This is a genomic window from Streptomyces sp. NPDC040589, from assembly GCF_055594445.1.
This window is the reverse complement of sequence record NZ_JBVIWP010000001.1, coordinates 776,870-803,284: the sequence shown is the minus strand read 5'-3', so window position 1 is coordinate 803,284 and position 26,415 is coordinate 776,870. Positions and strand designations below refer to the sequence as shown.

General features: G+C 69.0%; 29 protein-coding genes and 1 pseudogene. 24 read left to right on the top strand and 6 right to left on the bottom strand.

Annotated features, from left to right (window positions below):
- Positions 1-21: 21 nt before the first annotated feature.
- Genes ACZ58V_RS03635 through ACZ58V_RS03620 form a run of 4 tightly spaced genes read right to left on the bottom strand, consistent with a single transcriptional unit; the run spans position 22 to position 2,985 of the window.
- Positions 22-411: a hypothetical protein gene (locus ACZ58V_RS03635; RefSeq protein ID WP_471288125.1), complete on the bottom strand. Its 390-nt coding sequence runs from the start codon at positions 409-411 to the stop codon at positions 22-24.
- The gene (locus tag ACZ58V_RS03630) at positions 411-842 is read right to left on the bottom strand and encodes a DUF3592 domain-containing protein (RefSeq protein ID WP_471288123.1); all 432 of its coding nucleotides are present in this window, start codon (positions 840-842) and stop codon (positions 411-413) included. Before ACZ58V_RS03630 ends, ACZ58V_RS03635 begins: the two co-directional genes overlap by 1 nt.
- A 2-nt stretch (positions 843-844) precedes the next feature.
- Positions 845-1,405 carry a hypothetical protein gene (locus ACZ58V_RS03625; protein ID WP_471288122.1) on the bottom strand — a complete coding sequence of 187 codons (561 nt, stop codon included), beginning with the start codon at positions 1,403-1,405 and terminating at the stop codon, positions 845-847.
- A 20-nt stretch (positions 1,406-1,425) separates the two neighbouring features.
- Positions 1,426-2,985, bottom strand: coding sequence for a hypothetical protein (locus ACZ58V_RS03620; protein ID WP_468187595.1), 1,560 nt, complete (start codon positions 2,983-2,985; stop codon positions 1,426-1,428).
- A gap of 371 nt (positions 2,986-3,356) precedes the next feature.
- Here ACZ58V_RS03620 and ACZ58V_RS03615 point away from each other — a divergent pair, with 371 nt between their 5' ends.
- The 17 genes and pseudogenes from ACZ58V_RS03615 to ACZ58V_RS03535 all read left to right on the top strand — a co-directional run.
- Positions 3,357-4,190, top strand: coding sequence for a hypothetical protein (locus tag ACZ58V_RS03615; protein ID WP_471288120.1), 834 nt, complete (start codon positions 3,357-3,359; stop codon positions 4,188-4,190).
- 70 nt (positions 4,191-4,260) lie between these two features.
- Positions 4,261-4,968: a Flp pilus assembly protein CpaB gene (cpaB, locus tag ACZ58V_RS03610; RefSeq protein WP_189722966.1), complete on the top strand. Its 708-nt coding sequence runs from the start codon at positions 4,261-4,263 to the stop codon at positions 4,966-4,968.
- A gap of 9 nt (positions 4,969-4,977) precedes the next feature.
- The gene (locus ACZ58V_RS03605; RefSeq protein WP_468187598.1) at positions 4,978-6,231 is read left to right on the top strand and encodes an AAA family ATPase; all 1,254 of its coding nucleotides are present in this window, start codon (positions 4,978-4,980) and stop codon (positions 6,229-6,231) included.
- On the top strand, positions 6,228-6,608 hold the full coding sequence (locus tag ACZ58V_RS03600) for a TadE/TadG family type IV pilus assembly protein (protein ID WP_359886776.1): 381 nt from the start codon (positions 6,228-6,230) through the stop codon (positions 6,606-6,608). Before ACZ58V_RS03605 ends, ACZ58V_RS03600 begins: the two co-directional genes overlap by 4 nt.
- Before the next feature lies 1 nt (position 6,609).
- A complete protein-coding gene (locus ACZ58V_RS03595) occupies positions 6,610-6,969 on the top strand; it encodes a TadE/TadG family type IV pilus assembly protein (RefSeq protein WP_468187600.1) in 360 nt (119 codons plus the stop codon).
- Between the two features lie 16 nt (positions 6,970-6,985).
- Positions 6,986-8,323 carry a CpaF family protein gene (locus ACZ58V_RS03590; RefSeq protein WP_189722970.1) on the top strand — a complete coding sequence of 446 codons (1,338 nt, stop codon included), beginning with the start codon at positions 6,986-6,988 and terminating at the stop codon, positions 8,321-8,323.
- A 9-nt stretch (positions 8,324-8,332) separates the two neighbouring features.
- Positions 8,333-9,277, top strand: a complete 945-nt coding sequence (locus tag ACZ58V_RS03585; RefSeq protein ID WP_468187602.1) for a type II secretion system F family protein — start codon at positions 8,333-8,335, stop codon at positions 9,275-9,277.
- A gap of 23 nt (positions 9,278-9,300) precedes the next feature.
- Positions 9,301-10,188 carry a DUF5936 domain-containing protein gene (locus ACZ58V_RS03580; RefSeq protein ID WP_189722972.1) on the top strand — a complete coding sequence of 296 codons (888 nt, stop codon included), beginning with the start codon at positions 9,301-9,303 and terminating at the stop codon, positions 10,186-10,188.
- A 17-nt stretch (positions 10,189-10,205) separates the two neighbouring features.
- Positions 10,206-11,780 carry a sensor histidine kinase gene (locus tag ACZ58V_RS03575; protein WP_468187604.1) on the top strand — a complete coding sequence of 525 codons (1,575 nt, stop codon included), beginning with the start codon at positions 10,206-10,208 and terminating at the stop codon, positions 11,778-11,780.
- A 26-nt stretch (positions 11,781-11,806) separates the two neighbouring features.
- On the top strand, positions 11,807-12,772 hold the full coding sequence (locus ACZ58V_RS03570) for a response regulator transcription factor (RefSeq protein ID WP_471288117.1): 966 nt from the start codon (positions 11,807-11,809) through the stop codon (positions 12,770-12,772).
- A gap of 145 nt (positions 12,773-12,917) precedes the next feature.
- Positions 12,918-13,151, top strand: a complete 234-nt coding sequence (locus ACZ58V_RS03565; protein ID WP_359886768.1) for a hypothetical protein — start codon at positions 12,918-12,920, stop codon at positions 13,149-13,151.
- On the top strand, positions 13,151-13,768 hold the full coding sequence (locus ACZ58V_RS03560; protein WP_471288115.1) for a pilus assembly protein TadG-related protein: 618 nt from the start codon (positions 13,151-13,153) through the stop codon (positions 13,766-13,768). Before ACZ58V_RS03565 ends, ACZ58V_RS03560 begins: the two co-directional genes overlap by 1 nt.
- A 16-nt stretch (positions 13,769-13,784) precedes the next feature.
- A complete protein-coding gene (locus tag ACZ58V_RS03555) occupies positions 13,785-14,366 on the top strand; it encodes a hypothetical protein (RefSeq protein WP_471288114.1) in 582 nt (193 codons plus the stop codon).
- A gap of 8 nt (positions 14,367-14,374) precedes the next feature.
- Positions 14,375-15,022, top strand: coding sequence for an OmpA family protein (locus ACZ58V_RS03550; protein ID WP_471288113.1), 648 nt, complete (start codon positions 14,375-14,377; stop codon positions 15,020-15,022).
- Between the two features lie 255 nt (positions 15,023-15,277).
- The gene (locus ACZ58V_RS03545) at positions 15,278-17,815 is read left to right on the top strand and encodes a hypothetical protein (protein WP_471288112.1); all 2,538 of its coding nucleotides are present in this window, start codon (positions 15,278-15,280) and stop codon (positions 17,813-17,815) included.
- Positions 17,812-18,879 (top strand): hypothetical protein, encoded by a 1,068-nt coding sequence (locus ACZ58V_RS03540; RefSeq protein WP_468187616.1) that lies wholly within the window; start codon positions 17,812-17,814, stop codon positions 18,877-18,879. Before ACZ58V_RS03545 ends, ACZ58V_RS03540 begins: the two co-directional genes overlap by 4 nt.
- Positions 18,880-19,686: 807 nt before the next feature.
- Positions 19,687-19,928 (top strand): annotated as a pseudogene (locus ACZ58V_RS03535) (transposase); the annotation flags it as partial.
- Here the strand turns inward: ACZ58V_RS03535 and ACZ58V_RS03530 are convergent.
- Positions 19,927-20,154 (bottom strand): hypothetical protein, encoded by a 228-nt coding sequence (locus ACZ58V_RS03530; protein ID WP_468188282.1) that lies wholly within the window; start codon positions 20,152-20,154, stop codon positions 19,927-19,929. The pseudogene ACZ58V_RS03535 and the gene ACZ58V_RS03530 sit on opposite strands and share 2 nt — an antisense overlap.
- Before the next feature lie 328 nt (positions 20,155-20,482).
- Here ACZ58V_RS03530 and ACZ58V_RS03525 point away from each other — a divergent pair, with 328 nt between their 5' ends.
- The 4 genes from ACZ58V_RS03525 (at position 20,483) to ACZ58V_RS03510 (ending at position 22,915) form a co-directional block, all read left to right on the top strand.
- Positions 20,483-20,803 (top strand): hypothetical protein, encoded by a 321-nt coding sequence (locus ACZ58V_RS03525; protein WP_471288110.1) that lies wholly within the window; start codon positions 20,483-20,485, stop codon positions 20,801-20,803.
- 13 nt (positions 20,804-20,816) lie between these two features.
- Positions 20,817-21,653, top strand: a complete 837-nt coding sequence (locus ACZ58V_RS03520; RefSeq protein WP_471288109.1) for a hypothetical protein — start codon at positions 20,817-20,819, stop codon at positions 21,651-21,653.
- 7 nt (positions 21,654-21,660) lie between these two features.
- On the top strand, positions 21,661-22,368 hold the full coding sequence (locus tag ACZ58V_RS03515) for a hypothetical protein (protein WP_471288106.1): 708 nt from the start codon (positions 21,661-21,663) through the stop codon (positions 22,366-22,368).
- Positions 22,369-22,429: 61 nt separating this feature from the next.
- Positions 22,430-22,915 (top strand): hypothetical protein, encoded by a 486-nt coding sequence (locus ACZ58V_RS03510; RefSeq protein ID WP_468187624.1) that lies wholly within the window; start codon positions 22,430-22,432, stop codon positions 22,913-22,915.
- Here ACZ58V_RS03510 and ACZ58V_RS03505 read toward each other — a convergent pair.
- Positions 22,912-23,289 carry a DUF192 domain-containing protein gene (locus ACZ58V_RS03505; protein ID WP_468187626.1) on the bottom strand — a complete coding sequence of 126 codons (378 nt, stop codon included), beginning with the start codon at positions 23,287-23,289 and terminating at the stop codon, positions 22,912-22,914. The genes ACZ58V_RS03510 and ACZ58V_RS03505 overlap by 4 nt on opposite strands.
- Positions 23,290-23,656: 367 nt before the next feature.
- On the opposite strand from ACZ58V_RS03505, the gene ACZ58V_RS03500 reads away from it, so the two are divergent.
- The 3 genes from ACZ58V_RS03500 to ACZ58V_RS03490 all read left to right on the top strand — a co-directional run bounded on the left by ACZ58V_RS03500 (position 23,657) and on the right by ACZ58V_RS03490 (position 26,371).
- Positions 23,657-24,316 (top strand): hypothetical protein, encoded by a 660-nt coding sequence (locus tag ACZ58V_RS03500; RefSeq protein WP_471288103.1) that lies wholly within the window; start codon positions 23,657-23,659, stop codon positions 24,314-24,316.
- A gap of 71 nt (positions 24,317-24,387) precedes the next feature.
- The gene (locus tag ACZ58V_RS03495) at positions 24,388-25,341 is read left to right on the top strand and encodes a hypothetical protein (RefSeq protein ID WP_471288101.1); all 954 of its coding nucleotides are present in this window, start codon (positions 24,388-24,390) and stop codon (positions 25,339-25,341) included.
- A gap of 151 nt (positions 25,342-25,492) precedes the next feature.
- Positions 25,493-26,371, top strand: a complete 879-nt coding sequence (locus ACZ58V_RS03490) for an LLM class flavin-dependent oxidoreductase (RefSeq protein ID WP_471288100.1) — start codon at positions 25,493-25,495, stop codon at positions 26,369-26,371.
- Positions 26,372-26,415 lie beyond the last annotated feature (44 nt).

The following is a 26,415-nucleotide window of genomic DNA, read 5'->3' as shown; positions in this document are numbered from 1 at the left end:
TGGTCCAGACCAGAGGTGCTGTCAAGAGGTCCAGACCAACCTGTCGAGCAGCAGGCCCACCGCACACCCGGCCAGCAGCACCCCCGCGGACATCCAGAACGCCGGGCCCGCGAGATCCAGCACCTCCGGCCGCAGCGTCAGCAGCAGCACCTGCGCCGCCGCCGGAACCGCGCACGCCGCCGCCAGATGCCGCACCGGCATCTCCCGCCCCGGCTTCGGATGCACCCGCGCCGCCGCCCAGGTGGCGAGCACGACACACACCAGGTTCGGCAGGTGCACCAGCGCCAGCGCGGCACCGAACGAGCCGACGCCCCGCGGGCCGACCAGAGGGCCGTACACCAGCGTCATCTGGACGTACTCGCTGACGACGAGGACGACGATGCCGACGGCCCAGCAGCGGACGAGAACCATCAACCGCTCCCCGTGATCTCGACGTACAGAAGGGTCGCGAAGCCCAGCGCGGCCATGCCGCAGCCCGCGACCAGGGCCAGCGACTGGAGCACCGGGGACCAGCTGCCCCGGCCCGCCACCGTCGCCGTGCCCCGCGGATCACGGGGGTCGTAGGTGACGGTGACCGAGGTGCCCTCCGTCGTCGACCAGCCCGCCAGGTCCTCGAACTCGACCCGGGTGCCGTCGGCCGTACGGAAGGCGAAGAAGTGCCGCCTGGCATCGGAGCGGTTGTACGGCTCCGTCTCCACCCGGACGCACTCGCCCTCCGCCCGGACGCCGGCGCGCAGCACCCGCGTCACCGTCACCAGGCGGCGCGCGTACTTCCACGCCAGCGCGCCGAACAGCGCCACCAGCAGTGCGAGTACGACGTAACCGGCGCCCGGCACCTCCACGGCTAGTGCACCTCGACCGAGTCGACGATCCGGTCCAGGTCCTTCTCCGGCAGGGAGCCCTCCTGGGCGTCGATCCGGATCGCGAAGGTGGTGTCGTTCGAGTCCAGCCCGGTCAGGATCACGCCCTGGACCGGGGTGCCCTTGGACGGGCCGCCGTCCTCGCCGGTCGCCTTGAAGGTGAAGTCGATCCGCTTGGCCTCGTCCGTGCCGGCCAGCTCCACGTCCTTCTGGCCCTTGACGTCCGCGCCCAGCTGGATGCCCGCCTCGGCGGCGATCGCGGCCTGCTCGGCGGAGTTCGCCTCGGTGAAGCCGAGCTGCACGGTGACGACCGAGACCTTCTTCCCGTCCTCGGTGCGGGTCGCGGCGGCCGCGTTGTGCTTGCCCCGCTCGGCGGCGCTCTGCTCCTCGTACCCCTTCGGATACGACACGTCGACGCCCTTCGTCCTCAGCGTCCCCCAGCCGTCGGGCACCGAGGACCCGCCGGAACCGGAGCTCCCGCAGCCGGTGAGGGCCATGGCGGTCAGCAGAGCGGCGGCGGCCAGGCAGGCACGGCGGGTCTTCATCGGATCGGGCTCCCGTCTCGTCAGTTCGCACAGTAGCTGTAGGGAAGGTAGGAGCGACCGTCCCCGCGGGGCGCCCCCAGGAACTGGGCATCGGTCAGCGTCTCCGACTTCTTCTCCGTGCTGATCGTCATGCCCAGACTGAGCCCGAGATTCAACTCGAAGCCGTACTCGGCCGCGTTCACCTCGCCCGTGTACGTCATCCGGCTCGACTTGCCCTGGTCGAACATCAGCTGCCCGAAGGGGTCGTCGGCGCCCGGCCGGGCCGTCGGCGCGTGGTCGTCGAACATGTACGTGAAGGGCGTGGCGACCTGCTCGTTGTTGCTGTCCAGCCAGCGCTCACCGACCGCCCGGTCCTTGTCGCCGGCCGGGCCGGGGTCGAAGGTGACGGTGTTGGTGACGATCTCGATGCCGGTCCCCGAGTCCGTGCCCTTCACCCCGGCGTTCCCGCCCCGCTTGTCGCCGTCCTTCTTGCCGTTGTCGCCGCCGGCCTTGGCACCGTCCTTCTGGCCGCCCTCCTCGACGGTCCGGGTCATGTCGATCCGCACCAGCTTGTCGGTCTTCTTGTCGTAGGTGACCGTGATGGTGCCGGTCTGCGTCGTGTTCGCCGCGTACTCGCCGCTGAGCGGGCCCGCCTCGTAGCCCACCTTGGAGCCGTACTCGACGGACGAGGAGTACGTGTACGACTTGGTGTTCTTGTAGGCGTTGTCGGTCCAGGTCGCCTCGGGGGAGTACTTGAAGGTGCCGCCGAGCGCGGCGCTCAGCTTCTTCTCGTCGCCCGCCGAGATCTTCAGGCCCGCCGACGCCGAGGCCTCCAGGCCCACCTTGCCGTAGGTGATCTTCCGGTTGTCGCCGAGGTTCTCCTTGATGCGGTTCTGGGTGTCCTCCTCGTCCTTCAGCGGCCCGGTGCCGAACAGGTAGGCGATGCTGTCGCCGAGGCTCGCCTCCGCGCCGCCGGGCATGGTGCGCCGCATCTCGTACATCTGGAGCTTCTCCACGTCGTCCCGGAACCGCTGGGCCTCCTCCGGGCTCTGGAAGACCCAGGTGTCGCCGTTGGTCACCTTGATGCCGAGCCCCAGCTCCACCTTGTCCGCGCCGAACCGGCCCACCTTCATGCCCGGTTTGAAGTCCTTCTTCGCGGCGACGGACGCGGCGTCCGTGAACGTCAGGTAGACCAGCTGGTCGTTGTCGTCGACCGTGCCGTCGCCGTTGACGTCCGTCTTCGCCTTCAGGTGCTGCTCCTGGAAGCCGTACTCCTTGCCGATCTCCCAGAAGAAGATCTTCGCCTTGGAGCCCGCCTTGTCGGTGACGGAGGAGACCTGGCACAGCGCCGGCTCGAAGTCGGCGTCGGTGAGCGGCTTGCCCGGCCCGGTGCCGCCCGTTCCGCAGTCGCCGCCGCCGGCGACCTTGCAGATCTGCGCGGCGATCCTGTCGTAGATCAACTGTCCGACGCCGGTGGCCGACACCGCGAGCACGATCGCCGCGCTGACGACGACCATCCCGAGATACTCGGTACCGGTCGCGCCGCGGTCGTCGAAGACCACTCTGGCCCTGTACGTCCGTATGCCGCCCCCGCCAGCCATACGGCACCCCTCCTCACCCGAACCACGTATCCGTGGACGGCGAGCGTAGGGACGCGCCCCCGCGCCGGGCGTGGGCCTCAGGACCCAAACGGAGACCCACCGTCAACGCTGGGCCCTCTGGGCCCGTTGCCTGGGTCGTGACTGCGACCGGCAAGATGCTCAACCTGCCCCGTTTTGGCGCATCTTGTGCAACGACAGTTGCTCCCCAGCTACACAAACGCTGTTCTCCGGTCACAGAGCCGTGGATACAGTGCTGAGGTAGTCACGCAGTGAAGTCACCGAAGTGGGCCGGAGTCACACCGGCGCGCCGACGGGCATGGGGAAACGGGGAGCTGCGCGTGCCAACTGCCATTGCCGTGACAAGTGCCGACATGGCGCTGCCGCCACAGGACGAACGCACCCTGCCCGCCGTCGTGCTGCGGGACATCGACCGGCGCCCCCTGGAACAGGCGCTCGCCGAGATGCAGGCCCTGGTCGAGCACCACGGACACGTGATCGTGGTCTGCTCCCAGGCCGCGCCCACCGCCGTACAGCGCCGGCTGCACACCCTGCGCTCCCTCATGGAGAGCGACCGCATCGCCCTCTTCCGCCCGGACCTGCCCCCGCTCGGACTGGCGGTCCTGGCCCGCCAGTTACGTCAGCTGGCGTCCTGTGACATCAGCCCCGGCGTGCTCGCATCGGCAGGCCGGCTGCTCGTCCACTACATCCACGCCGGGGCGCTGCTCAACTCCGTCACCCGGCTCGACCGCGTCCCCGTCGGTCTGAAATCGCACGCCAAGTCCTGGGTCCCGGGCAGCCAGTTCGGCGTTCTCGCCCACCCCGAGCCACGGCTCGTCAGAATCACCCCCGAAGCCGCCCTCCCCGGCCCCGAGTTCGGCACCTGGATGCTGGTCGCCAAGGGGCAGCTCCAGTCCGACTGGGTCACCGCCACCCTCGCCCCCTCCTGGAAGGTGCAGGGCCTGCGCGAGATCCCGCTGCCGTCCGAGTCGCCCGCCTGGTGGGGCACCGGCAAGCTGATCGAGTTCTGCAGCTACCTGCCCGACCTGTCGGTCCTCTACCAACTGGTCACCTCCGTACGGCGCAGCAGCTGCCACTGGTGCGGCATCGACGTCATCGGCGACCGCTGCGTCTTCTGTTCGGCCACGCCACCCGTCTACGACAGCCCGCCCCTCAAACAGCTCGAGAACCGAACGGCCGTCGGGTGAGCCCTGACACCGCTCGCCGGCACCGCTCCGATCCCGACCGACCGCTATCCCCAACGAGGTTGCACGGTTCATGAATTCCCGTCAGCGCCGCGGCGTGCTTCTCCTGCTCCTGTCGGTCGTCTGCGCCCTGGGCGCCTTCACCGGGGTGCTCTCCGTCATAGGCGACGTGAAGTCCAAGGTCGGCCCCGAGGTCACCGCCTACCGGCTGAAATCGGACGTGCCGCCCTACACCACTCTCACCACGGGCCAGTTCGAGAAGATCAAGATGCCCGAACGGTGGCTGTCCAGCAACGCCGTCACCGATCTGCGGGAGATCCAGGGCAAGATCGCCGTGACGACGCTGCGTTCGGGCTCCCTGCTCCAGTCCGACATGATCGTCCGCCAGCCCGCCCTCCAGCCGGGCCAGCAGGAGGTCGCCATCATGATCGACGCGGCGACCGGCGTGGCCGGCAAGATCACCCCCGGCTCCTCGGTCAACGTGTACGCCACCTTCGAGGGCAAGCGTGAGGGCGACCCCGACCAGTCGAAGATCATCGTGACGAACGCCAAGGTCATCGACGTGGGCGACCTGACCGCGCTGAAGCCGGACGAGAACAACCGCACCCAGCAGCCCACCGACGCCGTCCCGATCACCTTCGCGCTGTCCGCCCTCGACGCCCAGCGCATCACCTACGCCGAGTCGTTCGCCCAGCGGGTCCGGCTCGCCCTCGTCGCGCCCGGCAGCGACACCACAGTCCCGGAGCAGGACCGGACGTACGAACTCGCGAAGGACAAGTGAGAGGCCCGCATGCCCACGAGGATCCTCCCGGCAGTCGGTGAAGCGGACGCCGTCCGGTCCATCACGACGCTGCTCAGCCAGCTCCCGGACGCCGAGCCGGTGGCCCCGGTGGGCGACTCCACCCAGCTCATCGACACCCTCGCGCGGCTCGCCGCCGAGTCCGTCGACGAACTGCCCGAGGTCGTGGTCGTGCACGAGCGGATCGGCCCGGTCCCCGCGCTGGAGCTGATCCGCGAAGTGGCCCTGCGCTTCCCGGCCGTCGGCGTCATCCTCGTCACCTCGGACGCGAGCCCCGGCCTCTTCCAGGCCGCCATGGACTACGGCGCCCGCGGCCTCGTCGCCCTGCCCCTGAGCTACGAGGAACTGGCCAGCCGCGTCCAGGCGGTCGCCCAGTGGTCCGTCGGCGTACGGCGGCACCTGGGCGCCGGCGGCGACGTCTTCACCGGCGTCGGAGGCACCGTCGTCACCGTCAGCGGCGCCAAGGGCGGTACCGGAGCCACCCTGACCGCCATCCAGCTGGCCCTCGCAGCCCAGGCATCGGGCCGCAGCACGGCCCTGGTCGACATGGACCTCCAGACCGGCGACATCGCCTCCTACCTCGACGTCCAGTTCCGCCGCTCCGTCGTCGACCTGGCCGCCATCACGGACATCTCCCCGCGCGTCCTGGCCGACGCGGTCTTCCGCCACGACACCGGCCTGGCCCTGCTGCTCGCCCCGGCCGAGGGGGAACGCGGCGAGGACGTCACCGACCGCGCCGCCCGCCAGATCGTCAGCGCCCTGCGCTCCCGCTACGAGATCGTCGTCATCGACTGCGGCGCCCAGCTGAGCGGCGCGGGCGCGGCGGCCGTGGAGATGGCGGACCGGGCCCTGCTGATCACCACGCCGGACGTGGTCGCCGTACGGGGCGCCAAACGAGCGGTACGGATGTGGGACCGGCTGCAGATCCGCAAGGCCGAGGAGACGACCGTCGTCGTCAACCGGCACAGCCGCGCCACGGAGATCCAGCCGCCCCTGATCCAGAAGATCACCGGCACGGCGGTCGCCGCCACCGTCGTCCCCGCCAACTTCAAGGAACTGCAGAGCGTCGTGGACGCGGGCCGCATCCACGAACTGGAGAACAAGAGCGCGGTGAAGCAGGCCCTGTGGGGCCTGGCGGGAGAACTGGGCCTGGTCAAGGTCCCCGACGGTGCCCAGAAGGGGGGCCGGGGGTTCCGGGGTGGGGACCGGGGGTCGGTGAGCTTTCGGCGGAAGAGGGAGGGATGAACATGCCCTTGAGAGAGCGGGACCGGGGCCAGGTCACCATCGAGTTCCTCGGGATGACACCGACGATCATCGTGACGCTGATCGCGCTGTGGCAGATCGTCCTCGTCGGCTACACCTACACCCTCGCGGGAAACGCGGCGGACGAGGCGGTGCGGCAGGCGACGGCGGCGGAACCGGGAGCGCGGCAGGCCGCGTGCGAGACGGCGGGGCTCAAACACCTGTCGGACGCGTGGCGCTCCGGCGCCGAGGTGACCTGCGGGGGATCCGGCTATGTCACGGCCGACGTCAAGCTCGAAGTTCCCATCCTCTTCCCGGGCACGCTCTCCGTCCCGTTCCCGGTCAGGGGGCACGCGGGTGCGGTCGAGGAGGCGGACTGACATGGCGCGTTCCGGTAAGGGCCGCGACCGGGGCCAGGTCGCCATCGAGTACATCGGCTTCCTGCCGATCCTGCTGCTCGTCGGCCTGGCGGCCGTGCAGCTCGGCCTGATCGCGTACACGGCCCAGCAGGCCGGCACGGCGGCCCGGACGGGGGCGCGCAGTGCGTCGCTGGAGGGGCCGTACGAGGCGGACTGCCGGGCGGCGGTGAGCAGTTGGCTCGCGGACGAGACCAGCTGCCCGGCGTCGTACGGCGGGGACGAGGTCACGGTCACGGCCGAGATCACCATCCCGTCGATCTTCCCGGGCAAGGACAACTTCGGCACGGCCCGCAAGACCGCCACGATGCCGCGCGACCACTGATCGGAGCACCGCCCCCATGAGCCTGCGAGCACGCATCAACTCCCCCGAGGAGAACGGAAACCGGGGCGAGGACGGCCACATGGTCGCCTCCTACCGGGCCAAGCTCCTGGAGGAGATCGACCTCGCGGAGATGAGTTCGCTGGCCGCCGCCGAGCGCAGGGCGCGGCTGGAGCGGGTGCTCGGGCACATCATCAGCCGCGAGGGCCCGGTCCTGTCGACCGTGGAGCGCTCGCAGCTGATCCGCAGGGTGGTCGACGAGGCGCTGGGCCTGGGCATCCTGGAGCCGCTCCTGGAGGACGCCTCCATCACGGAGATCATGGTGAACGGACCGGACGCCATCTTCGTGGAGCGCGGTGGCCGGGTGGAGCAACTGCCCCTGCGGTTCGCCTCGAACGACCAGCTCATGCAGACGATCGAGCGGATCGTCTCGACGGTCAACCGGCGCGTGGACGAGTCGAACCCGATGGTCGACGCCCGTCTCCCGTCCGGTGAGCGCGTCAACGTCATCATCCCGCCGCTGTCCCTGACGGGCGCCACCCTCACGATCCGCCGCTTCCCGCGCTCCTTCACGCTCCAGGAGCTGATCGGCCTCGGCTCGCTCGACGAGCACATGCTGTACCTGCTGGCGGGCCTGGTGCAGGCGAAGTTCAACGTCATCGTCTCGGGCGCGACGGGCACGGGGAAGACGACCCTGCTGAACGCGCTCTCCGGGCTGATCCCCGGGGGCGAGCGCATCATCACCATCGAGGACTCGGCCGAACTCCAGCTCCAGCAGGCTCATGTGATCCGCCTGGAGTCGCGCCCGCCGAACGTCGAGGGCAAGGGCCAGGTGTCGATCCGCGACCTGGTCCGCAACTCCCTGCGCATGCGCCCCGACCGGATCGTGGTCGGTGAGGTCCGGGGCGGCGAGTCCCTGGACATGCTCCAGGCGATGTCCACGGGCCACGACGGTTCGCTGGCCACCGTCCACGCCAACAGCGCCGAGGACGCGCTGATGCGCCTGCAGACCCTCGCCTCCATGTCGGACGTGGAGATCCCCTTCGTGGCGCTGCACGACCAGATCAACAGCGCGGTGGACGTCATCGTGCAGCTGACCCGGTTCGCCGACGGCGCCCGCCGCATCACCGAGATCGCCCTGATGGACAGCCACGGCAGCGACCCGTACCGGCTGGTCACGGTCGCCCGCTTCAACGCGCGGCCCATGAGCTCCGACGGCCGTATCCACGGCGCCTTCGAGTACTTCCCCGTCCCACGCCGCACCGCCGACCGCCTCTACATGGCGAGCCAGCCCCTCCCGCAGGCCTTCGGCATCGCCCGGTCCGCGGACCAGCTAGCCACCCGAGAAGCCAGGTAGGACCGACCGATGGATCTGCAATCGCTCATCACGCTCACCACGGGCGTCACCCTGCTGACATGCGTCCTCGCGGTCGTCGGCCTGCACTCCTACGCCACGGGCAAGGCACAGCGCCAGGCGCTCGTCGACCGCCTCTCCGCCACCGGCCAGATCCCGGTCGGCGGCCGGCGGCGGCACTTCCGGAACCTGGACCGCCGGCTGCGGCGCACCGGGCTCGGCAAGAAGCTGGAACTCCGCTTGGCGGCGACGGGCCTGGACATTACCCCGGGTGAGTTCTTCGTCTACATGCTCGCCACGGTCGCGGGCCTGTGGCTGATCGGCCAGGCGGCCCTCGCCCCGTTCTTCGGCCCGCTGGCGGGCCTGCTCGGCATCGGGGTCGCCGTGCAGTTCCTGAACTGGCAACGCCAGAAACGCATCGAGAAGTTCATCAACCAGCTCCCCGAGATGGCCCGGATCCTCGCCAACGCGACCCAGGCCGGACTGGCTCTGCGCACGGCGATCGGCATGGCGGCGGAGGAGATGGAGGCCCCGGCGGGCGAGGAACTGGGCAAGGTCTCCGCGCAGCTGGCGGTGGGTGCCTCACTGGACGACGCACTCGACGAAATGGCGGATCGCCTTCCGTCCCGGGAACTGGTCGTCCTGGTGACGACGTTGGTGCTGTCGAACCGGGCCGGTGGCCAGGTGGTAAGCGCGCTACGCAACCTGACGGAGACGTTGGAGGAGCGCAAGGAGACCCGACGCGAGGTCCGCACCCAGCTGTCCCAGGTCAGCATGACGTCCTACGCGGTGCCAGTCCTGGGCGTGGGCTCGCTCTTCCTCATGAACGGGGTGAAGGACGGCGCCCTGGACCGCATGACCGGCTCACCCTTCGGCCAAGGGGCGGTCGTCATCGCCTTCGCGCTCTACGCCGTCGGCTTCGTCCTTATCCGCCGCCTGTCCCGCATCGACGTCTGAGAAGCCAGGAGGGAACGGAATCCATGGGACTTCTCCTCGCCCTGCTGATGGGCCTCAGCGTCTGGGGCATCTTCGCCGGCATCCGCATGTACCGCGCCGAGGCCAAACTGCCGGGGGATCTCGCGTTGGCCCTGGAGGTCGGCTCCACCCGTACGGGAGCCGTGGACTCGCTGATCGACCGCATGGGCATGCGTTACGCCCCCGCGGTGCTGCGCCTGATGGGCCCCAAGCAGGTGGCCAGGTACCGTCGCAAGATCGACCTGGCGGGCAACCCGGGCGGCCTGACGATCGACCGCTACGCCGCGCGCCGGGCGGTCTACGGGGCCCTGGGCGGGGTCGGCTTCCTGGTCTTCCTGATGCGGGGCCAGCTCCTGGTCGCCCTCCTCCTGCTCGCCTTCGGCGCGTTCTGGACGGAGGTCGGCATCTGGTCGGCGATCCGCATCCGCAAGGACGTCATCGAACGGACCCTGCCGGACTTCCTGGACGTCCTGGCGGTCGTGGTGAGCGCGGGCCTCGGCTTCCGCCAGGCCCTGGACCGGGTCGCGTCCAAGTACGAGGGGCCCTGGGCGGACGAACTGCGCATCACCCTCCGCCAGATGGACCTCGGCATGAGCCGCCGCCAGGCCTTCGCGGAACTGCGGCGCAGGAACGACTCCGAGCAGGTCGCCATGTTCGTCACGGCGCTGCAGCAGGGCGAGGAACTGGGCGCGCCGATCGTCGACACGCTGGTGGCCCTCGCCAAGGACATGCGGCGCACGGACGCGCAGAACGCCCGCCGCAAGGCGGCCCGGGCCGTTCCCAAGGCCACGATGATGATCACGACCTTCATGGTCCCGGCCACGATGCTCCTCCTCGGCGCCGGCCTGATCCTCGGCTCGGGCACGGACTTCGGCTCGGTCACCGGCAAGTAGGGGAGGCGAGCGACAGCATGTCGATGACAGGGGAACGCGCCGGGCTGCTGCGCCGCCGCCCCAAGACCCCGGAGATCACCACACCACCGGCGGGCACGGTCCTCCCGTCCCACGTCCGCACGGGCGCGCCGGACATTCCGGTGACGTCGGCGACACCGGCGTTGCCGCCGGGGTGGGAGCGGGTGGTCCCGACACCTGGGGCGGCAACCGGCGAGCCGGAACCGCACACGAGCAGTCGGTCAGCCGCCGATGGCGCTCAGCCTCAGCCGGGGCCACCCGCACCCGACAACGAAAGCCGCACGGGTGGTGCGGGTGGGAACCCCATTCCGGTCGAAGGCCGGGACACGGACACCCCCACCAGCCCCGCGATCGACATCCAGGTCAACGCCCTACAGGCATTGTCCCGGCAGGTCTTCGGCTTCCGCCTGGCCATGATCGCCCTGGCCACCCCCACCGCCCTGGTCAACGCCAACGAGGGCCTCCCCACCCGCCTCGTAGGCGCAGCCGTAGTCGTCACCTTCATGACCTCCTACGTCCTCTTCAGGGACTGGGAACGCTTCGGCCCCCTCCTCCTCCGCCACCCCACTCTCCTCGCCGCGGACACCCTCTTCGGCGCACTCCTCCTCATCGCCGCAGGCCCGGACAGCACCCTCGCCTACGTCAGCGTCTGCACCCCCCTCCTCGCCGGCCTCGTCTACGACTGGCGAGGAGCCGCCGCCTTCGCCTCCCTGCAGGCCCTCCTGCTCCTCCTCATCCACGCGGCACAGGAGAACCCGCACCCCGGCATCGCAGAGACGGCACTCCTGCCCGGCCTCTGCGTCATCGCCGGCGCCGTCGGCTCCAGCCTCCGCAACCTCATGCTCCGCTTCGGCGCGGCCACCCAGGCGCTCACCACCGTCCAGGCCCGGCTCGCCGTAACGGAAGCGGTCAGCGCCGAACGCGCCCGCCTGGCCCGCGAGATGCACGATTCGGTGGCCAAGACCCTGCACGGTGTGGCGTTGGCCGCCGACGGCCTGACGGGCACTGCGGGCGCCGACCGCATGGACCCGGCCCTGGTCAAACAACAGGCGGCACTCGTCGCCCGATCAGCCCGCCGGGCAGCCGCCGAATCCCGCGAACTCCTGGCCGACCTGCGCCGCGAATCGGACCCCGATCAGGCCACGGACGTCCTGGTCGAACTCGCCGCCCGCACCCGAGACTTCAGCACTCGCACCGGCCTCCCCGCCGTCTACCGCCCCACCGGCGAGCACTCCGTACCCCCCGTCCCACCCGCGGTGGCCCGCCAGCTCCTCACCATCGCCTCGGAGGCCATGGAGAACGCCCACCGCCACGCGCACCCCAGCCGTGTCGACGTCCGCGCGGGCGTCCATGGCGACCTGCTCCGCATCAGCGTGTACGACGACGGACGCGGCCTCCCGCCCGGCACCACGCTCGAACAACTCCGCCGAGCAGGCCACTTCGGCTTGGTCGGCATGGTCGAACGCGCCGCCTCGGTGGGCGCCCGCATCCGCATCGGCCGCGGCGGCCACCCCCAGGGCACGGAAGTCCGCCTGGAACTCCCCCTGGCCGCCCTGACCACACCCACCGCGTAACCCCACGACACGAGAGGAGGCCCCCGATGCCGGACCAGCCGCTCCCACCCCCCGGCGCACCACAGCCCCCGCCACACAACCCGTTCGCCGACCTCCCGCAGCCCGCGCAGCCGAGCCGCAGCCTCCGGGTCGTGGTGGCGGACGACAACCCCGTGGTCCGGGCCGGTCTCACCGCCTTGCTCTCCGGCCGCGCGGACATCACGGTCGTAGCGGAGGCGGCCGACGGCCGCGAGGCCTACGAGGCCGCCCATCAGCACCGCCCGGACGTCGTCCTCCTGGACGTCCGTATGCCCGGCGTGGACGGCATCTCGGCACTCCCGTACCTGGTGCGGATCGCCCCGGTCGTGATGCTGACGTACAGCAGGGAGTCGGAGATCGTCCAGGAGGCCCTGCGCCGAGGAGCGGGCGGCTATTTGGTGCACGGCGAGTTCACGGCCGACCAGCTGGTCGAAGCCGTACGGGACATCAAGGAGGGCAGGGCCCACTTCACCCCCACGGCAGCGGGCGCCCTGCTGGCCCAACTCCGCCAGGACCAGGCACGGACGCCACCCCTTCCCGAGGGGCTGGGCCAGTCATCAAATGCGACTGCATACGGAATTTCCCCCTCCGCAAACCCGTATACGCAATCTCAACCACCCGCTCCACCAGCAAACTTCAACCCACCCCCGGTTCCGCCCCCACCCATTTCTCCAGAAAACCTTTCGCAAGTGCAACCGCATGTGGGACAGTCATCGTCTGGATGGACGAAGAGCGGCCGTCCGGCCGCACCGGACAGGTCACGGTTCCAACTGAGCACGAGGGAGGCGGAGATCATGGACCTCATCGCGTCCGGCATGAACAACCAGCAGATCGCCGCCACGTGCTTCATCAGCGAGAAGACCGTCAAGAACCACATCAACCGCATCTTCGCCAAACTCCACAGCACCAGCCGCTCCGAGGCCGCCGCGAAATGGATCGGCACGGCACCGGACTCACACCGAGGACTGGGGTGACCTTCGGTGACAGTCTCGGGGAAGAGCCGGTCGGGCCCGGGCGATTGGGCCCGGAATTGGGCCCTGGGGCCCTCTGACGGACGGGATGTCCCGCCGTACGTTCCTCCTGTCGAAAGCGACACAGCCGAAACCGGAGGGGCACACCATGAGCGACCTGATGCTGAAGACCGCCGTCGCGACCAAGGTCCGCGTGAACGGCTGGAAGAACACGACGGCCGCGGCGATGCAGCGCCGCGCCGGCGACAAGGGGCAGACGGCGGTCGAGTACCTCGGCATCATCGCGGTGGTGGTGGCGATCGTGCTGGCGATCACGGGTACGAACATCGGCCAGACGATCCTCACCAAGATCCAGGCGCAGATCGCCAAGGTCGCTCCTTGATGCGACCTCGCCGGTACGGCGACGCAGGGCAGGCCTTCCCCATCTACATCACGGTGGTGGGGGGCCTGCTCTTTCTCGCGTTCGCCTACTTCGCGGTCGGCCAGGCCGCGGCGAACAGGAACGGCGCCCAGACGGCCGCCGACGCGGCGGCTCTCGCGGCGGCTCAGGACAGGCGGGACCAACTCGCGGGCGCGTGGGTGAAGGACGTACTCGACCCGAACAAGTGGCAGGACATCTTCGAGGGCAACGCCGAGGGTCTCACCCCGTCGTGTTGGCGCGCTCATCAGCTCGCCGAGCAGAACGACGCCGATGTGGACTTCTGCGGGCGTCCGGAGGGGCCTCTGCGCTTTTCGGTCGACGTTCAGACGAACAAGCCCATGGGAGACTCCATCGTCCCCGGCGAAGCGGGCCGGAAAGCGCATGCTTCTGCTGACGCCGTGATCGAGTCCCGCTGCGAATTCGATCCCCCGGCCGCGGGCGCCGGTCCCGACGTGTTGCCAGAGCTCTTGTGCAAGGGCGTGAACTGGGAGCTGGACCCGGACGATCTCGATGTTCTGCCGAAACCCGAGGACCTCTTCGACGTCCACCTGGCCGAACCACAAGCGAACGACGAGTGATGAAGGAAGCAGAGAGATGAGCATTCGGTTCACTGCGAAGGCCCGCAGGGGGATGGTCGCGCTGACCGCCGCGGCCGGACTTGCCCTCGGCGTGGCCGGCTGTGGCGGCGGTGGTGACAACGATGACAAGTCGAGCCCGTCGGCGTCCGCATCCAAGGACAGTGGATCCAAACCGAGTGCTCAGGAGGGGCAGGCGAAGACGCCTCTCGCCGAACTCAAGGGAACGGACGGGCTGCTCCTGCAGATCACTTCCGCCCAGAGGGACGCCGGCGGCTTCGTCACGGTGAGCGGCAGCCTGAAGAACGACGGAGGGGAGTCGGTGGCCATCCCCGCTCAGACGAGTGGTGACGAGACCGAGGTCATCAAACACGGTCAGTCGCTAGGCGGTGCCACTCTCGTGGACTCCAAGGGCAAGAAGCGCTACTACGTCCTTCGTGACACCGACGGGCGCCCGTTGACGACGACGGGTCTCACCACTCTCGAGGCCGGGCAGACGCTCCCCGTATTCATGCAGTTCCCAGCCCCGCCGGCCGACACGACTGACGTCGCTCTGCAACTGCCGACGTTCTCCAGCGGCACCATCAAGATCTCCGGGTGAGGCCGGTCATGACCCCTACGCGCACCCGACCGGCGACCCCACGTCTCGCCCTGGTCCTCACCGCCGCCACCCTCATGGTCGCCACGAACATCTACGGCGCGGTCTCGGCCCACGCCGACGAAACCCCCGGCGTCCCCCCTGGTACCGAGGCGTCGCCCTCCGCCCCCGTCAAGGTCGACCCCAACGACCCCGACCTCAAACTCCCCGAGGGCGCCACCCTGGCCTCCGCCAAGGTCCTCGACATCAAACAGGTCGTAGAAGACCAAAGCGGCGACGAACGCCGGGAAGACACCAACGCCGACGTCAAGTTCGCCCTCCAGGCCGAGGTCCTCTTCGGCAAGGACAGCGCGAAGCTCGGCGCGGAGGCGAAGTCCCGTATCTCCGCGATCGCGGAGGAGATCAAGACGCAGAACGCGACGAAGATCCGCGTCTTCGGCTTCACGGACAACCTCGGTTCCTCCGCCCACGGCGACGTCCTGTCCCGGAAACGGGCCGACGCCGTACAGAACGTCCTGGACCAGGAACTGGCCGACTCCAATGTCACCTACGAGGTACGCGGCTACGGCGAGCAGTACCCCATCGCGGACAACTCCTCAGAACCAGGCCGCAAGAAGAACCGCCGGGTCGAGGTCTCCTTCCCCCGCTCGGAGAGCTGAGCCACCAGCACCCACTCACCCGGGGCCCGTCTCCCGCCACCGCAGGCAGGGACGGGCCCTGCGGTTCAAGTTGGGCCAAGGGTGGGTCCGGAGGCCCATGTGTCAGTGTTCGATTCTCATTAGCGTCAGCCGGGCGCCCGCCGTGAATGCCCGCCCGCTGAACTGAGGTCACACATGTCCGGTGCCGGTAACTCGATACCCCCGAGCGGGATTTGGGGTGCGCAGAACACCCCCTCCTGGGACCGGCGTTCGCCGTTGCCACGGGAACTGGGCTGGACGCAGGTACTGCTGTGGGTGCAGTTCGCGCTGACGGTGCTGTACGTGATCACCGTGCTGTCGGTGGTGTCGTACTACTCCGGGGAGATCTTCGGAATCCTGGTGTACGACTCGCTGCCCAGTGTGGCGGGGGTCTACCTGGCCCGGCGTCTGTGGCGGGGCGGGGTGTGGACGAGCCGCGCACTGATCGCCGTACAGGCCTGGATCGTGTGGCTGTCGCTAGGCACGCTGTTACACGGCGATCTGCGGGGCTTCACGCAGGCGGCGATGCCGCTTGCGGTCATCGTGCTGTTGCGTCGGGCCCGGTCGCGAGAGTGGTTCGAGACCCCTCCCCAGGACAGGGAGGAGCGCCGGGCGTTCAGCCTGGCGAGGATGATCCGCTGGCGGCGGGACGAGGGCCAGACCGCGGTGGAGTACGCGGGGCTCATCGCGGTGGTCGCGGCGATCATCGTCGCGCTGTCGGTGGGCGGCCTCGGCGGGCGCATCGCCGACGGCATCCAGTCGGCGGTCTGCTCGGTGACGGGCACGGCCTGCCCCGCTCCGCAAAGCGATGGCACGGAGACGGGTGCGGCCGGGGACAACAACGACGGTGCGCAGCGAGACGGTTCGGACACCGGCGCCGGCACCGACGGCGGCAACGACGCGGACCCGGACGGCCGCCAGAACGCGGACGGCGGCGCGGGGACAGAAGGCGCTGGGGGCGCGAACGGCGAGACAGGCGCGGAAGGCGACTCGGGCACCCAGGCCGGTTCCGGCGGCCAGGAAGGCACGGGCGCCGACGGTGCTACGGGCGGCAACAACAGCGACGGCGGTCCGGCGTGGTCGACTCGAATCATCACCTACGAGGGCGCGGGGACGAACGACACGGTCCCACTCGCTCCGGGGCCGTTCGAGGAGAGATCGCTCTGGGACGACGTACATGACCAGGAACGCCACGACAGGACGTTCATGGACCATGTCCGGGGCTTCTTCGTGGCCCCCACCAAGAGCTTCCTGGCCAGCACGATGGACTTCGTCAGCGACCCGGTCGGCTCGATCAAGGACAGCTGGAACGGCCTGAAGGGCTACACCACGAACTGGTGGGGCGACAAGGCCGACGAGCTGGGCGAGGAGTGGGACAAGGGTAACTACGTCTCCTCCGTATGGGGCTGGGTCAACTCGCCCGAGGACTTCGTGTCCGACCTGGCGGTCGACACGTTCGTCGACAAGGAGAACTGGGAGAAGGGCAACTACGGCGCCTCCATCGGCAACACCGTTGTCGGCGTCATCGGCATCTTCAGCCCGAAGACCATCACGAAGTTCACCAAGTTCAAGAAGCTGGCCGAGGTCGGTGAATCCCTCGACAAGGCGGCCGACGCGGCCGAGAAGGCCCGCAAGGCGGCCAAGGCGGGTGACTTCGACGGCGCGACGAAGGCCGCGGACGAGGCGCAGAAGCACGCCGACGAGGCGAAGAAGAAGGCCGAGAAGAACGGCAGTTGCACGATCGCGATCGGGCGCGTCCCGTACGGCGGTGGCGGCCTGCGCGGAGTTCCGGGCACCGGCACCGGCGTCCTGGCGGCCCCGCAGGGCGGCCGGATCGTCGTCGCCGAAGGAGGCGGCAAGGAGTGCACGGGCGACGACGCCAACGACGCGCGCCAGGCCCAGCAGGAGGCGCTGGACGCGCGGGCCGACCTGCTGCGGGAGCAGATCAAGGCGTCCAAGCGGCTGCCGAGGGACGAGAAGGTCAACCTGCAGGAGGCCCAGCTCGAGAACCTGCTCAAGCGGGCCAAGGACGACGTCGACCCGAACTCCAAGGACATCAGCAAGAAGGAGGCGGCGGACGCCATCGCCGACGTCTCGGAGCTGGTGAACCAGAAGAACATCCACAACACCAGCAGGGAGAAGCTCGCCGCCAAGGTGCTGAACTCCAAGACCAAGGACCAGCTCGCCGAGAATCTCGCCGAGGCCAACGCTACGAAGCGTGTGGCGCAGAACGAGGCGGCGGATGGCAGCACGGTGTACTCGGACATCGGTGACAGTGACCAGCGGAAGCCGGACGACCCGCCGGTGCGACCGGACGGCCTCGGAGGTGAGATCGACGTCACGGGCATCCCGGACGCCGATGCGGCCTACCGTGGCAAGGACGGCAAGGTGCATGTCGTGGAGGTCAAGAACACGGGGAACGCGACGACCAAGGGCTCTGTCTCCGCCCAGGTGGCGAGGTTGGGCAAGTGGCAGAGTGCGGATCCGGGCCGAGTCGCCCGCTACGAGATCGCCTCCACCAAGGGCTGGCAGAAGATCTTCGACGGGTTCAAGCCCATAAAGCGCGGCGAGGATGCTCCCCGGGGAACCCCGGCCTCCCTCATGGCCGAGAACGAAGTCGGTGCCCGCATCGCCGGCCAGGATGTGACTCCCGCGCAGCTCAGGGCGATGAACGACGCCTGGAATGGCAAGAGCGAGGCTGAGAAGTACGACGCTCTGCGCTCCGGCAAGATGAAGGATCCTAAGACCGCGATGGAGTACCTGGGGGTCTCATGACGTACGACGAGGAGCACGCGGAGGCTCAGGAGGATCGCCCGGCTGCGCTATTCGAGGAGTTGGATGCGGCGATCGCCGCTCTTCCGGCGAAACCGAGCCTCTGGCCGGACGAGCTGGAGGATCTGTGGGATCGGGCACAGGAGGAGCCCGGTCTCCCGCTCACCGACGAACAGCGTCAGCACTTCGCGGCCCGGCGGGCACGCTGGGAGGCTTCGTTTAGGGTGCAACGGTCGCTGCGTTCTCTGCGGAAAGCCGTGGAGCGAGGTGAGCCCCTTGACCACCCTCGGGCCGCCGCGCTTGCCGAACTGTGCGTACACGCCGGTGTGGGTGGATACGACCACATCTGCCTTCTCAGCGCTCTCGGCCGTCCGCACGGCGAGGATGCGCTGACGCGCCTCGTGAAGGACGCGTCGGTGAGCGAAGGCGACCGTCGGGAAGCCCGCGAATGGCTCGCGAAGCTGCGGAGACCGGAATACGAGGCACGGGCGGCTCGTCCTACCGATGGTGAGGAGCTGCTCCTCCCCAAGGTGGTGCGCGATCTGACATCCGGCTGGGCCGGCGGCTGGGAAATCGAGGACGAACCGACACCGGAACGCTTCGCCCAGGCACGGGCCATTCTCGAAGCGCTGCTGCCTGACCAACGGCTTGCATCCGAGGAGCCCCCCATTTGGGAGGGAAAGTGGATCGAGGATGCGGAGGACCGGCCCGCGTGGCTGGAAGTCCAGATGGTCCTCGTCCCCCTGATGCCCGACGCGCGGTTGGTCACGCGGGAGCGTCTGATCTGGGCCTGGTACGAGTGTGAGCGACTGGGCATCGGTATGGAGGAGACGAACCCCGAGGCGTTCGCCGAGCGGTGGGCTGCGCGCATCGCCGCACATCTGGCACGGGGAATGCTCGAATGGCTGTGGCGTGAGGGCTGCTTCGCTCCCTGGGCCCTGGACCTCGGCATGCGCTACATCGACCGGAACGTCGCAGTGGCCGAGGCGACGCGACTGCTCTCCGAGGCGGCGGAGGCAGGCTCCCAGTGGGGGCCTGCAGCAGGTGGTCGGCCTTGCTCGCCTTGATGTGCCGGATGAGCGCTCGGGAAGCTGCCGGGGCACGGGCGGAGAGCGACTCGTGGACACCTACCTGCTGCCCGCAGCCATGCGCGAGCTGCCATCGCCTTGGCTCGATCTGACATACCGCAGGCCTCAGGCTCTGGAGGCACTTGCCCTCACGGAGGAGAGGTGTGAGCAGGCCCGGCACGTGCTGCGCGCGTGCCTGCCCGACCGACGGCAGAGTGTGCACGTGCCGCGGTCGCGGGGCGGCAAGAGGATCGCTGACCGGGTCACCGCAGCCGTCTTCCGCTGGCTCGCCGACCTCCCGCAAGGCGCAGGAGCGGCAGGTGACAAGGAACCGGCTGTTCTGCCGGCAACGGCCCTCTGGGCTGCGGAACTCGCCGAGCGGTGCGCCCGAAGCGGCAGCGCGGTAGAGGAGGCCATCTGGTTCCTCCATCGCACGGATGACGTGCCGGGCAGCCGGGAGCCCTGGCGCGGCTGGCCTTCGACCCGAGCCTGCCGGTCACGACGAGGAATACCGCGCAGGAGTGGGCGCGATGACGCCCCTACCCCCGTTGCTGACCGCAGAAGGTGGGCGACGGGGCGTACAAGTGCGAGGTAGCTTGCATGGAAGTAACCGGCCGGCATGGTCACGAGACCCCTGGTATTCCAGCTGTAGATCGTGATCTTGCTGGACGGCCTGGTACGGGTACGGCCGCCGTTGATCATCGTGACTTGTGTGGTGTAACGATGAGACGGTGGCCGCAGGTCACAACATAGTTCCCGCCTGTTGGCGGGAGGCGTTCGAGGTGGCCAAGAGCCGCATGGCGGGACGGACGGTTCGCCAGGGTCGAACCACGGCCCCGGGCGGGCGGTTGGTGTTGGGCTTGCTGTCGGGCCTGCCGCGCAAGAACTGTTGGAAGATCGCGGAGTGGGCCGGGGAGGCGAATCCGCACGGCATGCAGCATGTGCTGTGCCGGGCTTCCTGAGATGCCGATGCCGTCCGTGGCCATGTCCGCGAGTACGTCGTCGAGCACCTCCACGACGATGCCGCGGTGCTGGTCGTCGACGAGACTAGAGCAGGTGATCAGCCTTCCCCGCCTTGATTTCGAGGATCAGCGCACGGAGGGCCTCCCTGCTGTCGGTGAGGCGGTGCTCCTCCTGCCCGGCGACGGCGATGTAGGCGTTGCCTTCGGGGTCGGTGCCTATGCGGAAGCAGTTGTTGCCTTCGGCGCAGTAGGGCTCTTCCCACGAGGCAGCGGACGAAGCGGAGCGCAAAGCCCGCGAGTCGGGCTGCTCCATCGCGGCCCCGCCCCGCAGAACCCCGTACGGCGGCGCCCCCGGCACAGGCACCACGCTCCTGGCCGCGGCCCGAGCCGACTCCCCCTACGTCATCCTCGCTGAGGACGGCTGCGACGAGGAGGCCAAGCAGCAGGCACAGGAGGCCCGCAAACAGGCGAACGAGGCGGACAAGGCCGCCGACGGGGCGGAGCAGAAGAACAGGCCGGCCAACGACTGGCAGGCCAGGGACGACATCCCCGGCCCGGCGCGCGGCAAAGTCCTCAAATTCCCGAACAAGCGCCACACTGTCAGCGGGGCGTCCAGCGGACAGGTGAAGGAGCGAAACACGGTGATCCTCAGAGGCAACGAGGACCTGGTCCGCTCCGACATCGAGGGCATCGCGAACGGCCGCGCCACCCTCTCGCCGGACGGGAACACCTACGAGATCAACGGCCGTGCCTACGAGGTGGAGGGCAACGGAACGGTCTTCCCGAAGTCCGGCCCCGGCCTGGTCGAGATGGACCGCATCGAGTACGCGGCGTTGAAGGAGATCGCGCGGAACAAGGGCGATGCCGGCAAGTCGCAGCAACTCCAGCGGGACCCGAAGTTCGTCGACAACCCCGAGAAGGTCGAGAAGGCCAGGGCCGTATATGACGGCACGTACAAGTGATCGGAACGTACGAGTGATCGGCAACCTCTTCACCGTCGCGGAGCCGGCCCCGGAGAGCCTGCGAGGAGCCCTGGCGGACTTGATGGCCGTGCCACACGAGGCCGTCGACGTGGCCGACGCGGACGGAGAGCAGGAGAGTCGGCACTGGGACGCCCCCGTGCTCTGCACCTACCGCCTGCTGCCCCCCGGGGACTTGGCGCTGGAACTGGACATCACCGTGGAAGACGCCACCGCCGGCCCTCTCACGGAAGAGAGCCTCGCACTCGGCCTGGCGGCCAGGCTGAGGAGTTCGGTCCTCCACCCCTCAAAACTCGACCTGCCGAGCGCCTACTGGGTCGCCGTACCCGACGGACGCGTCGTCAGGTGCCGCCTGGAGGCGATCGACACCGACGAGGACACGGCATACCGCGTGGACGCGGTGGAGGAGCAGGTCCCCGACCTGCCCCGAGCCAAGGTCGAGATCCTCCCGGAGATCCTCGACAGACAGCCCATCGCCACCCCCGTCTCCGACGCCGTCCTCGCCACACTCCCCACCGGCACGGCAGCGAGCGTCGAAGGCCGCGTACACCACTACCTGCGCGTATGGGAAAGACTGACCCGCCGACTTCAATCAGACTGGGCCCCTGCGGGCCACTACCGGGCGGACCTGTTCCAACGCGACCTGGAGGCCAGAGACGCTCTGGAACGCCTCATCCCGCAGATGGGCGAGAAGCGCAGGGACGCCCTACGGAATGCGGTGACCCAACTCGACCGGACATTCAACGAGTACACGGCCCCCAAGCCCACCGAGGACAACGGAGAAGCGGACCCCTGGTGGCGCAACCGGGCTCCTCGCCGGGTGCCTTGGTGAGTGCCGCATGGAGCCGAATGCCGAGGAGCTGTGGGACCCGCAGGTCGAGCGGTGGCGCGTTCCGGAGGGCGACTACGTCCTGCCTCACGCCCTGCGATCCCTGCCAGAGCCCTGGGACGAGTGCGACTGGAGCCGGATCAGGAAACTGCCACGCACCGACGAGCGACTGGCGGCCGCCCGGCGAGTGGTGACCGTACTCCTGGAAGACCCGAAACTGGCTCCGCGAGTCCCTCAGCCGCCGTCGCCCGGCCTGTTGTGGCACGCCTGGGAGGAGTTTCACCAGGCCGTTGGGAAGAGCATGCCCCGCACGAGCCAGGTGACATGGTCCGGCGTGGACGCGCTGGTCCACGCATGGCGGGGCCGACCGCAGACGTACCCGCTGCGACGGCACGTCGTGCGGCACGTCGAAGCGGCGATGCTGGCCATGATCCCGTCACTGCGGGACGACATCGCCGACTCGGTGTTCCGCTGGCTGGCTCTCGATCCTGAGCCGGGTCGCTTCGCCGACTGGGCGGTGGACCTGGCCGAGCATTGCGTGACCGAGGACATCGGCGCCGACTCGGCCATCGAACTGCTGGGCGCTGTGGGCAGCCCGGAGGCCAGGGCGGCACTGGAGCGGCTGTCGGCGAAGCCGGATGGCCCAGCGAGTTGGGAGAACGCGGAAGCGGCACTCAGCACGCTCTTCGCCCTGGGACGCGAAGGAACGAGCCTCTGACAGCGCACCAGATCGAGCCCACGTTCACCAGCGCGGACAGTGTACGAACGGGGACCTGACGATGATCTACGACCTGCTCCTGGCCGGCGCGCCGGTCTCGCCCGCTTCGCTCGTCGAGGCCCTGGCAGAGGCGGTACGGACGGAAGGCGCCGACGTGGACGTGGCCGACGGGGACGGCGACCAGAGCCAACGCGACTGGACCGCACCTGTCCTGTGCGGCTACATCAGACTGCGCGGCGACCTGTCGTTGGCCCTGGACATCTACGTAGAGGACGCCCTGGTCAATGAGGCACCGCCCGAGCCCGAGCTCGCACGACGTCTGGCGACGGCGCTGGGCGTTCCCGTCCTGTACCCACCCAAGGAGGACCTTCCTCCATCGGCCTACTGGCTGGCGACCTCGTCGGGAGAGTCCGTCCGCGCCCGTCTGCTGTCCTCGGACGACGAACCACCCGTGCACGTGATCGACGCGGTCGAGTGCGCGGTAGAGCAACTACCGCATGTCCCGGTGAGTGGCCTGCCGAAGGCCGCCCGCGAACGGGACGACTAAGCCCCATTCACGAGGACCTCCGCCCAGGAGCCCTCCCGCACCCCCCACCCGCTCATCACTCCCGCCCCGGCCTCCACCACATGCCGGGCCCGCAGCCGAGGCATCCCCAGCCGCCCCGGCCGCATGGTGCGCACGGCGATGACGCGAAGATGCCGATCGAGATAGGCGACATCGATCGGTATGCGCATCCGAAAGGTGTGCACGCTGTTGGCCGGGGAGAGCAGAATCGCCCCGTCGACCGAGTCCCGCCCCAACAGCCCTTTCGTGCGGGCCCGGTACGAGCTGGCGATCTCCAACGGCACACGGACGGACGGCCCCTCACCACCCCCATGGACGACCAACTCCCCATGTCCATCCCGCCAGCGCCGCCCCATACGGGCCCACCTCCGACCGTGCTGCCTGCCAACGGCTGTCCGAACCCGAAAGTATCCGTGGGGGAGTAGGCCCTACATGGGCCCACAGGCCCATCCCACGCAACCTGCGAACGGCCTACGTTCCCCAGATGCGCGAACGACTCCCCAAAACCCTTTGCTGGTTCCTTACTGAAACGCCCCGCACGGCACCACCACGGGCCGACCATTCGACGCGTTATGCAACCGTTACGGCACCTCATGGGCGACGAATCGTCAATCCCTCCCCATACACCCCGTCGGTTGACAACCTTCACCCTGGTGCGGTCCCACCCCGCTGTATAGCTTTGGTTCGCTCAAGAGAAGCCTCGCCTCTTACCGGGAGCCGACCGTGAACCGCCGCCCCACCTTCCTCGCAGCGCTCACTCTGACCGCGGCAGCGGCCCTGACGCTGTCCGCGTGCGGGAGCGATGACAGCTCCAAGAGCAAGGACAACGACAAGATCGCGGGAGCCGACTCGGGAAGCGAAACGTCGGCTTCCCCGACCGCCTCCGCCGCTTCCGCCGCTGAACGACCGAAGATCGATCTTCCGTCCGACCTCTCCTACACCTTCGACTGGCCCAAGACAGGGGACAAGGGCAAGGACGCGATCCTGGCGGACAGTGAGCAGTCCATCAAGGCTGTGGATTTGGCGATCGTCAATCAGGACGCGCTCGACAAGGCGTACCTCCACTATTACGAGGGCGAGGCGGCTGCCTCCACGCAGAAGTTCATCCAGAACTACGTCGACCACAAGGCGTCCATCACCGGCGTCTACCGCTTCTACGCCCCCGAAGTGGCAGTCGACAAAGACGGTACGGCGTCCCTCAGCTACTGCGAGGACCAGGGCAAGGCGTATGTGAAGTACCTCAAGACAGACAAGGTCAAGAAGACCGAGGTAACCGCCAAGAGCTACGTCATTTACCACACGTCGCTCAAGAAGAACGACAAGGGCGTCTGGGCGGTCCAGAAGATGGTTTCGCAGCGTGGGAGTCCCAAGTGCCAGCCATGAGACGCCCGTCGAAGCGGCTATCTACGGTGGCCATAGCCAGCACGTGCTGGTCTCTCCTCGCACTTCCCGGCATGGCACGCGCCGACGACACCCTGGGTGGCGACACACAGGGCGCCAGCCAGGAGGCCAACGCCGGCAAAGACGGCACCGTCTCCGTAACCGTAGGCGGCGTCGTCTTCGACCGCTCCAAGAACGGCACCGGCAACTCCGCCGGCGCCCTGACGTCGTCCACCTCCTGGACACCACCGCCCTGCTGGTACGCCCCCAAGTACACCCCGGAGCAGCTGCAGAAGACGCTGGAGCCGGTCTGGGAGGCCGGTTCGACGGGGTACGAGTGGGACGCCGAGCAGCGCGACCGCTACGTCAACGGGCACCCGTACAAGGACTTCAACAAGGACAAGAGCGGCAAGGGCTACTTCTGGGACTCGTACGTCGACGAGGACTTCCCCCCGGGGTGGGACTCCTGCAAGAAGCCCGCCTTCTGGGTGGACCAGGGCGACCCTCCGCCCGCCGACGTCGAGAACGCCGTCAACCCCAAGATCCTCGCTGACCTCGCCTACGCGGAGATCCGCGTCCCCAGCACCAAGGTCACCCTGGCACCCGCCGCCGCGACCAAGGTCAACCTGCCGACGTGGTCCTGGCTGGACGCCGCCGACTTCAAGCCGGTCTCCGTCACCGCGTCCGTACCGGTCATCGGCATCACGGCGACCGCGACCGCCGTACCGCAGTCGCTCAGGATCGAACCGGGCACCAAGGACGCGGTGACCTACCCGGCCTCCGGCGTCTGCGAGATCAACAACGGCCGCATCGGCGAGCCCTACGCCAAGGGCAAGGCCGACCAGACCCCACCCTGCGGAGTCAGGTACCTGCGCTCCTCGGGCAACGGCACATACCCGCTCCGGGCCACCGTCACCTGGAAGATCGACTGGACCGGCAGCGGCGGCGCAGGCGGCGACCTCCCCGACGGCACGTTCGGAGCCACGCAGGACGTCGTCGTGCAGGAAATCCAGGCCGTCAACCGCTGACGATCCGCGGAACCCACCAGCTTCGAGTCGCCATTCGTCGGCCGTAGGAGATCGGACCACGCGCGTGACCGACACGACGGTTGGTTCGCAGGGGACACATAGGGCGCGAAATGCCTAGTTGGGCGCGTCAGCGCCCGGGTAGGAAGACCTCATGACCGAACTCGGCGCCGTCTTCCGCCCCCAACTAGCCCCCGAGCGGCTTCGATCCGTCGCCCGTATTGCCGATGAGACAGGCCTGGACCAACTCTGGCTCTGGGAAGACTGCTTCCGAGAGGGCGGCATCTCCACCGCCGCCGCTGCCCTCGCCTGGACCGAGAACGTACGGATCGGCGTCGGACTGTTGCCCGTGCCGTTGCGGAACGTCGCCGTCACGGCCATGGAGGTCGCCTCGCTGCACCGGATGTTCCAGGGGCGGGTGATCGTCGGTGTGGGGCATGGTGTGCAGGACTGGATGGGGCAGGTGGGGGCGCGGGTCGAGTCGCCGGTGACGTTGTTGCGGGAGCATCTCGTCGCGCTTCGGGCCTTGTTGCGCGGGGAGCGGGTGACCACCGAGGGGCGGTACGTCAGGCTCGACGACGTCGCCCTCGACTGGCCGCCGGAACACACGGGAGGCGGCGTGCTCGCCGGGGCCACCGGGCCGCGGTCGCTGAGGCTCACCGGGGAGGCCGCCGACGGGACGATCCTCACCGCCGCCACCAATGCCGAGGGCGTGCGCAAGGCGCGGCAGCTCATCGACGGAGGGCGGGAGGCCGCCGGGCGAGGGGCCGGACCGCATCCCGTCGTCGTGTATCTGCTCACCGCGACCGGGGCCGACGCGGCCGACCGGCTCCGTGCCGAGCTGGCCGACGAGGGGCTCGAGTCCGTTCCGGATCTCGGGGTCGCCGGGGACGCCGGTGCCGTCGCCGAGGCAGTCGAGCGGCTGGCCGAGGCCGGGGCCGACACCGTGGTGCTGCAACCGACCGGGGACGAGCCCGACCCGGAGGAGTTCGTGCGGTTCGTCGCCGAGGACGTGCGTCCGCTCGTTCCCTGAGGGCCGAACGGTTCCGTTCAGGGCCGTTGTCAGTGGCGGCTGCC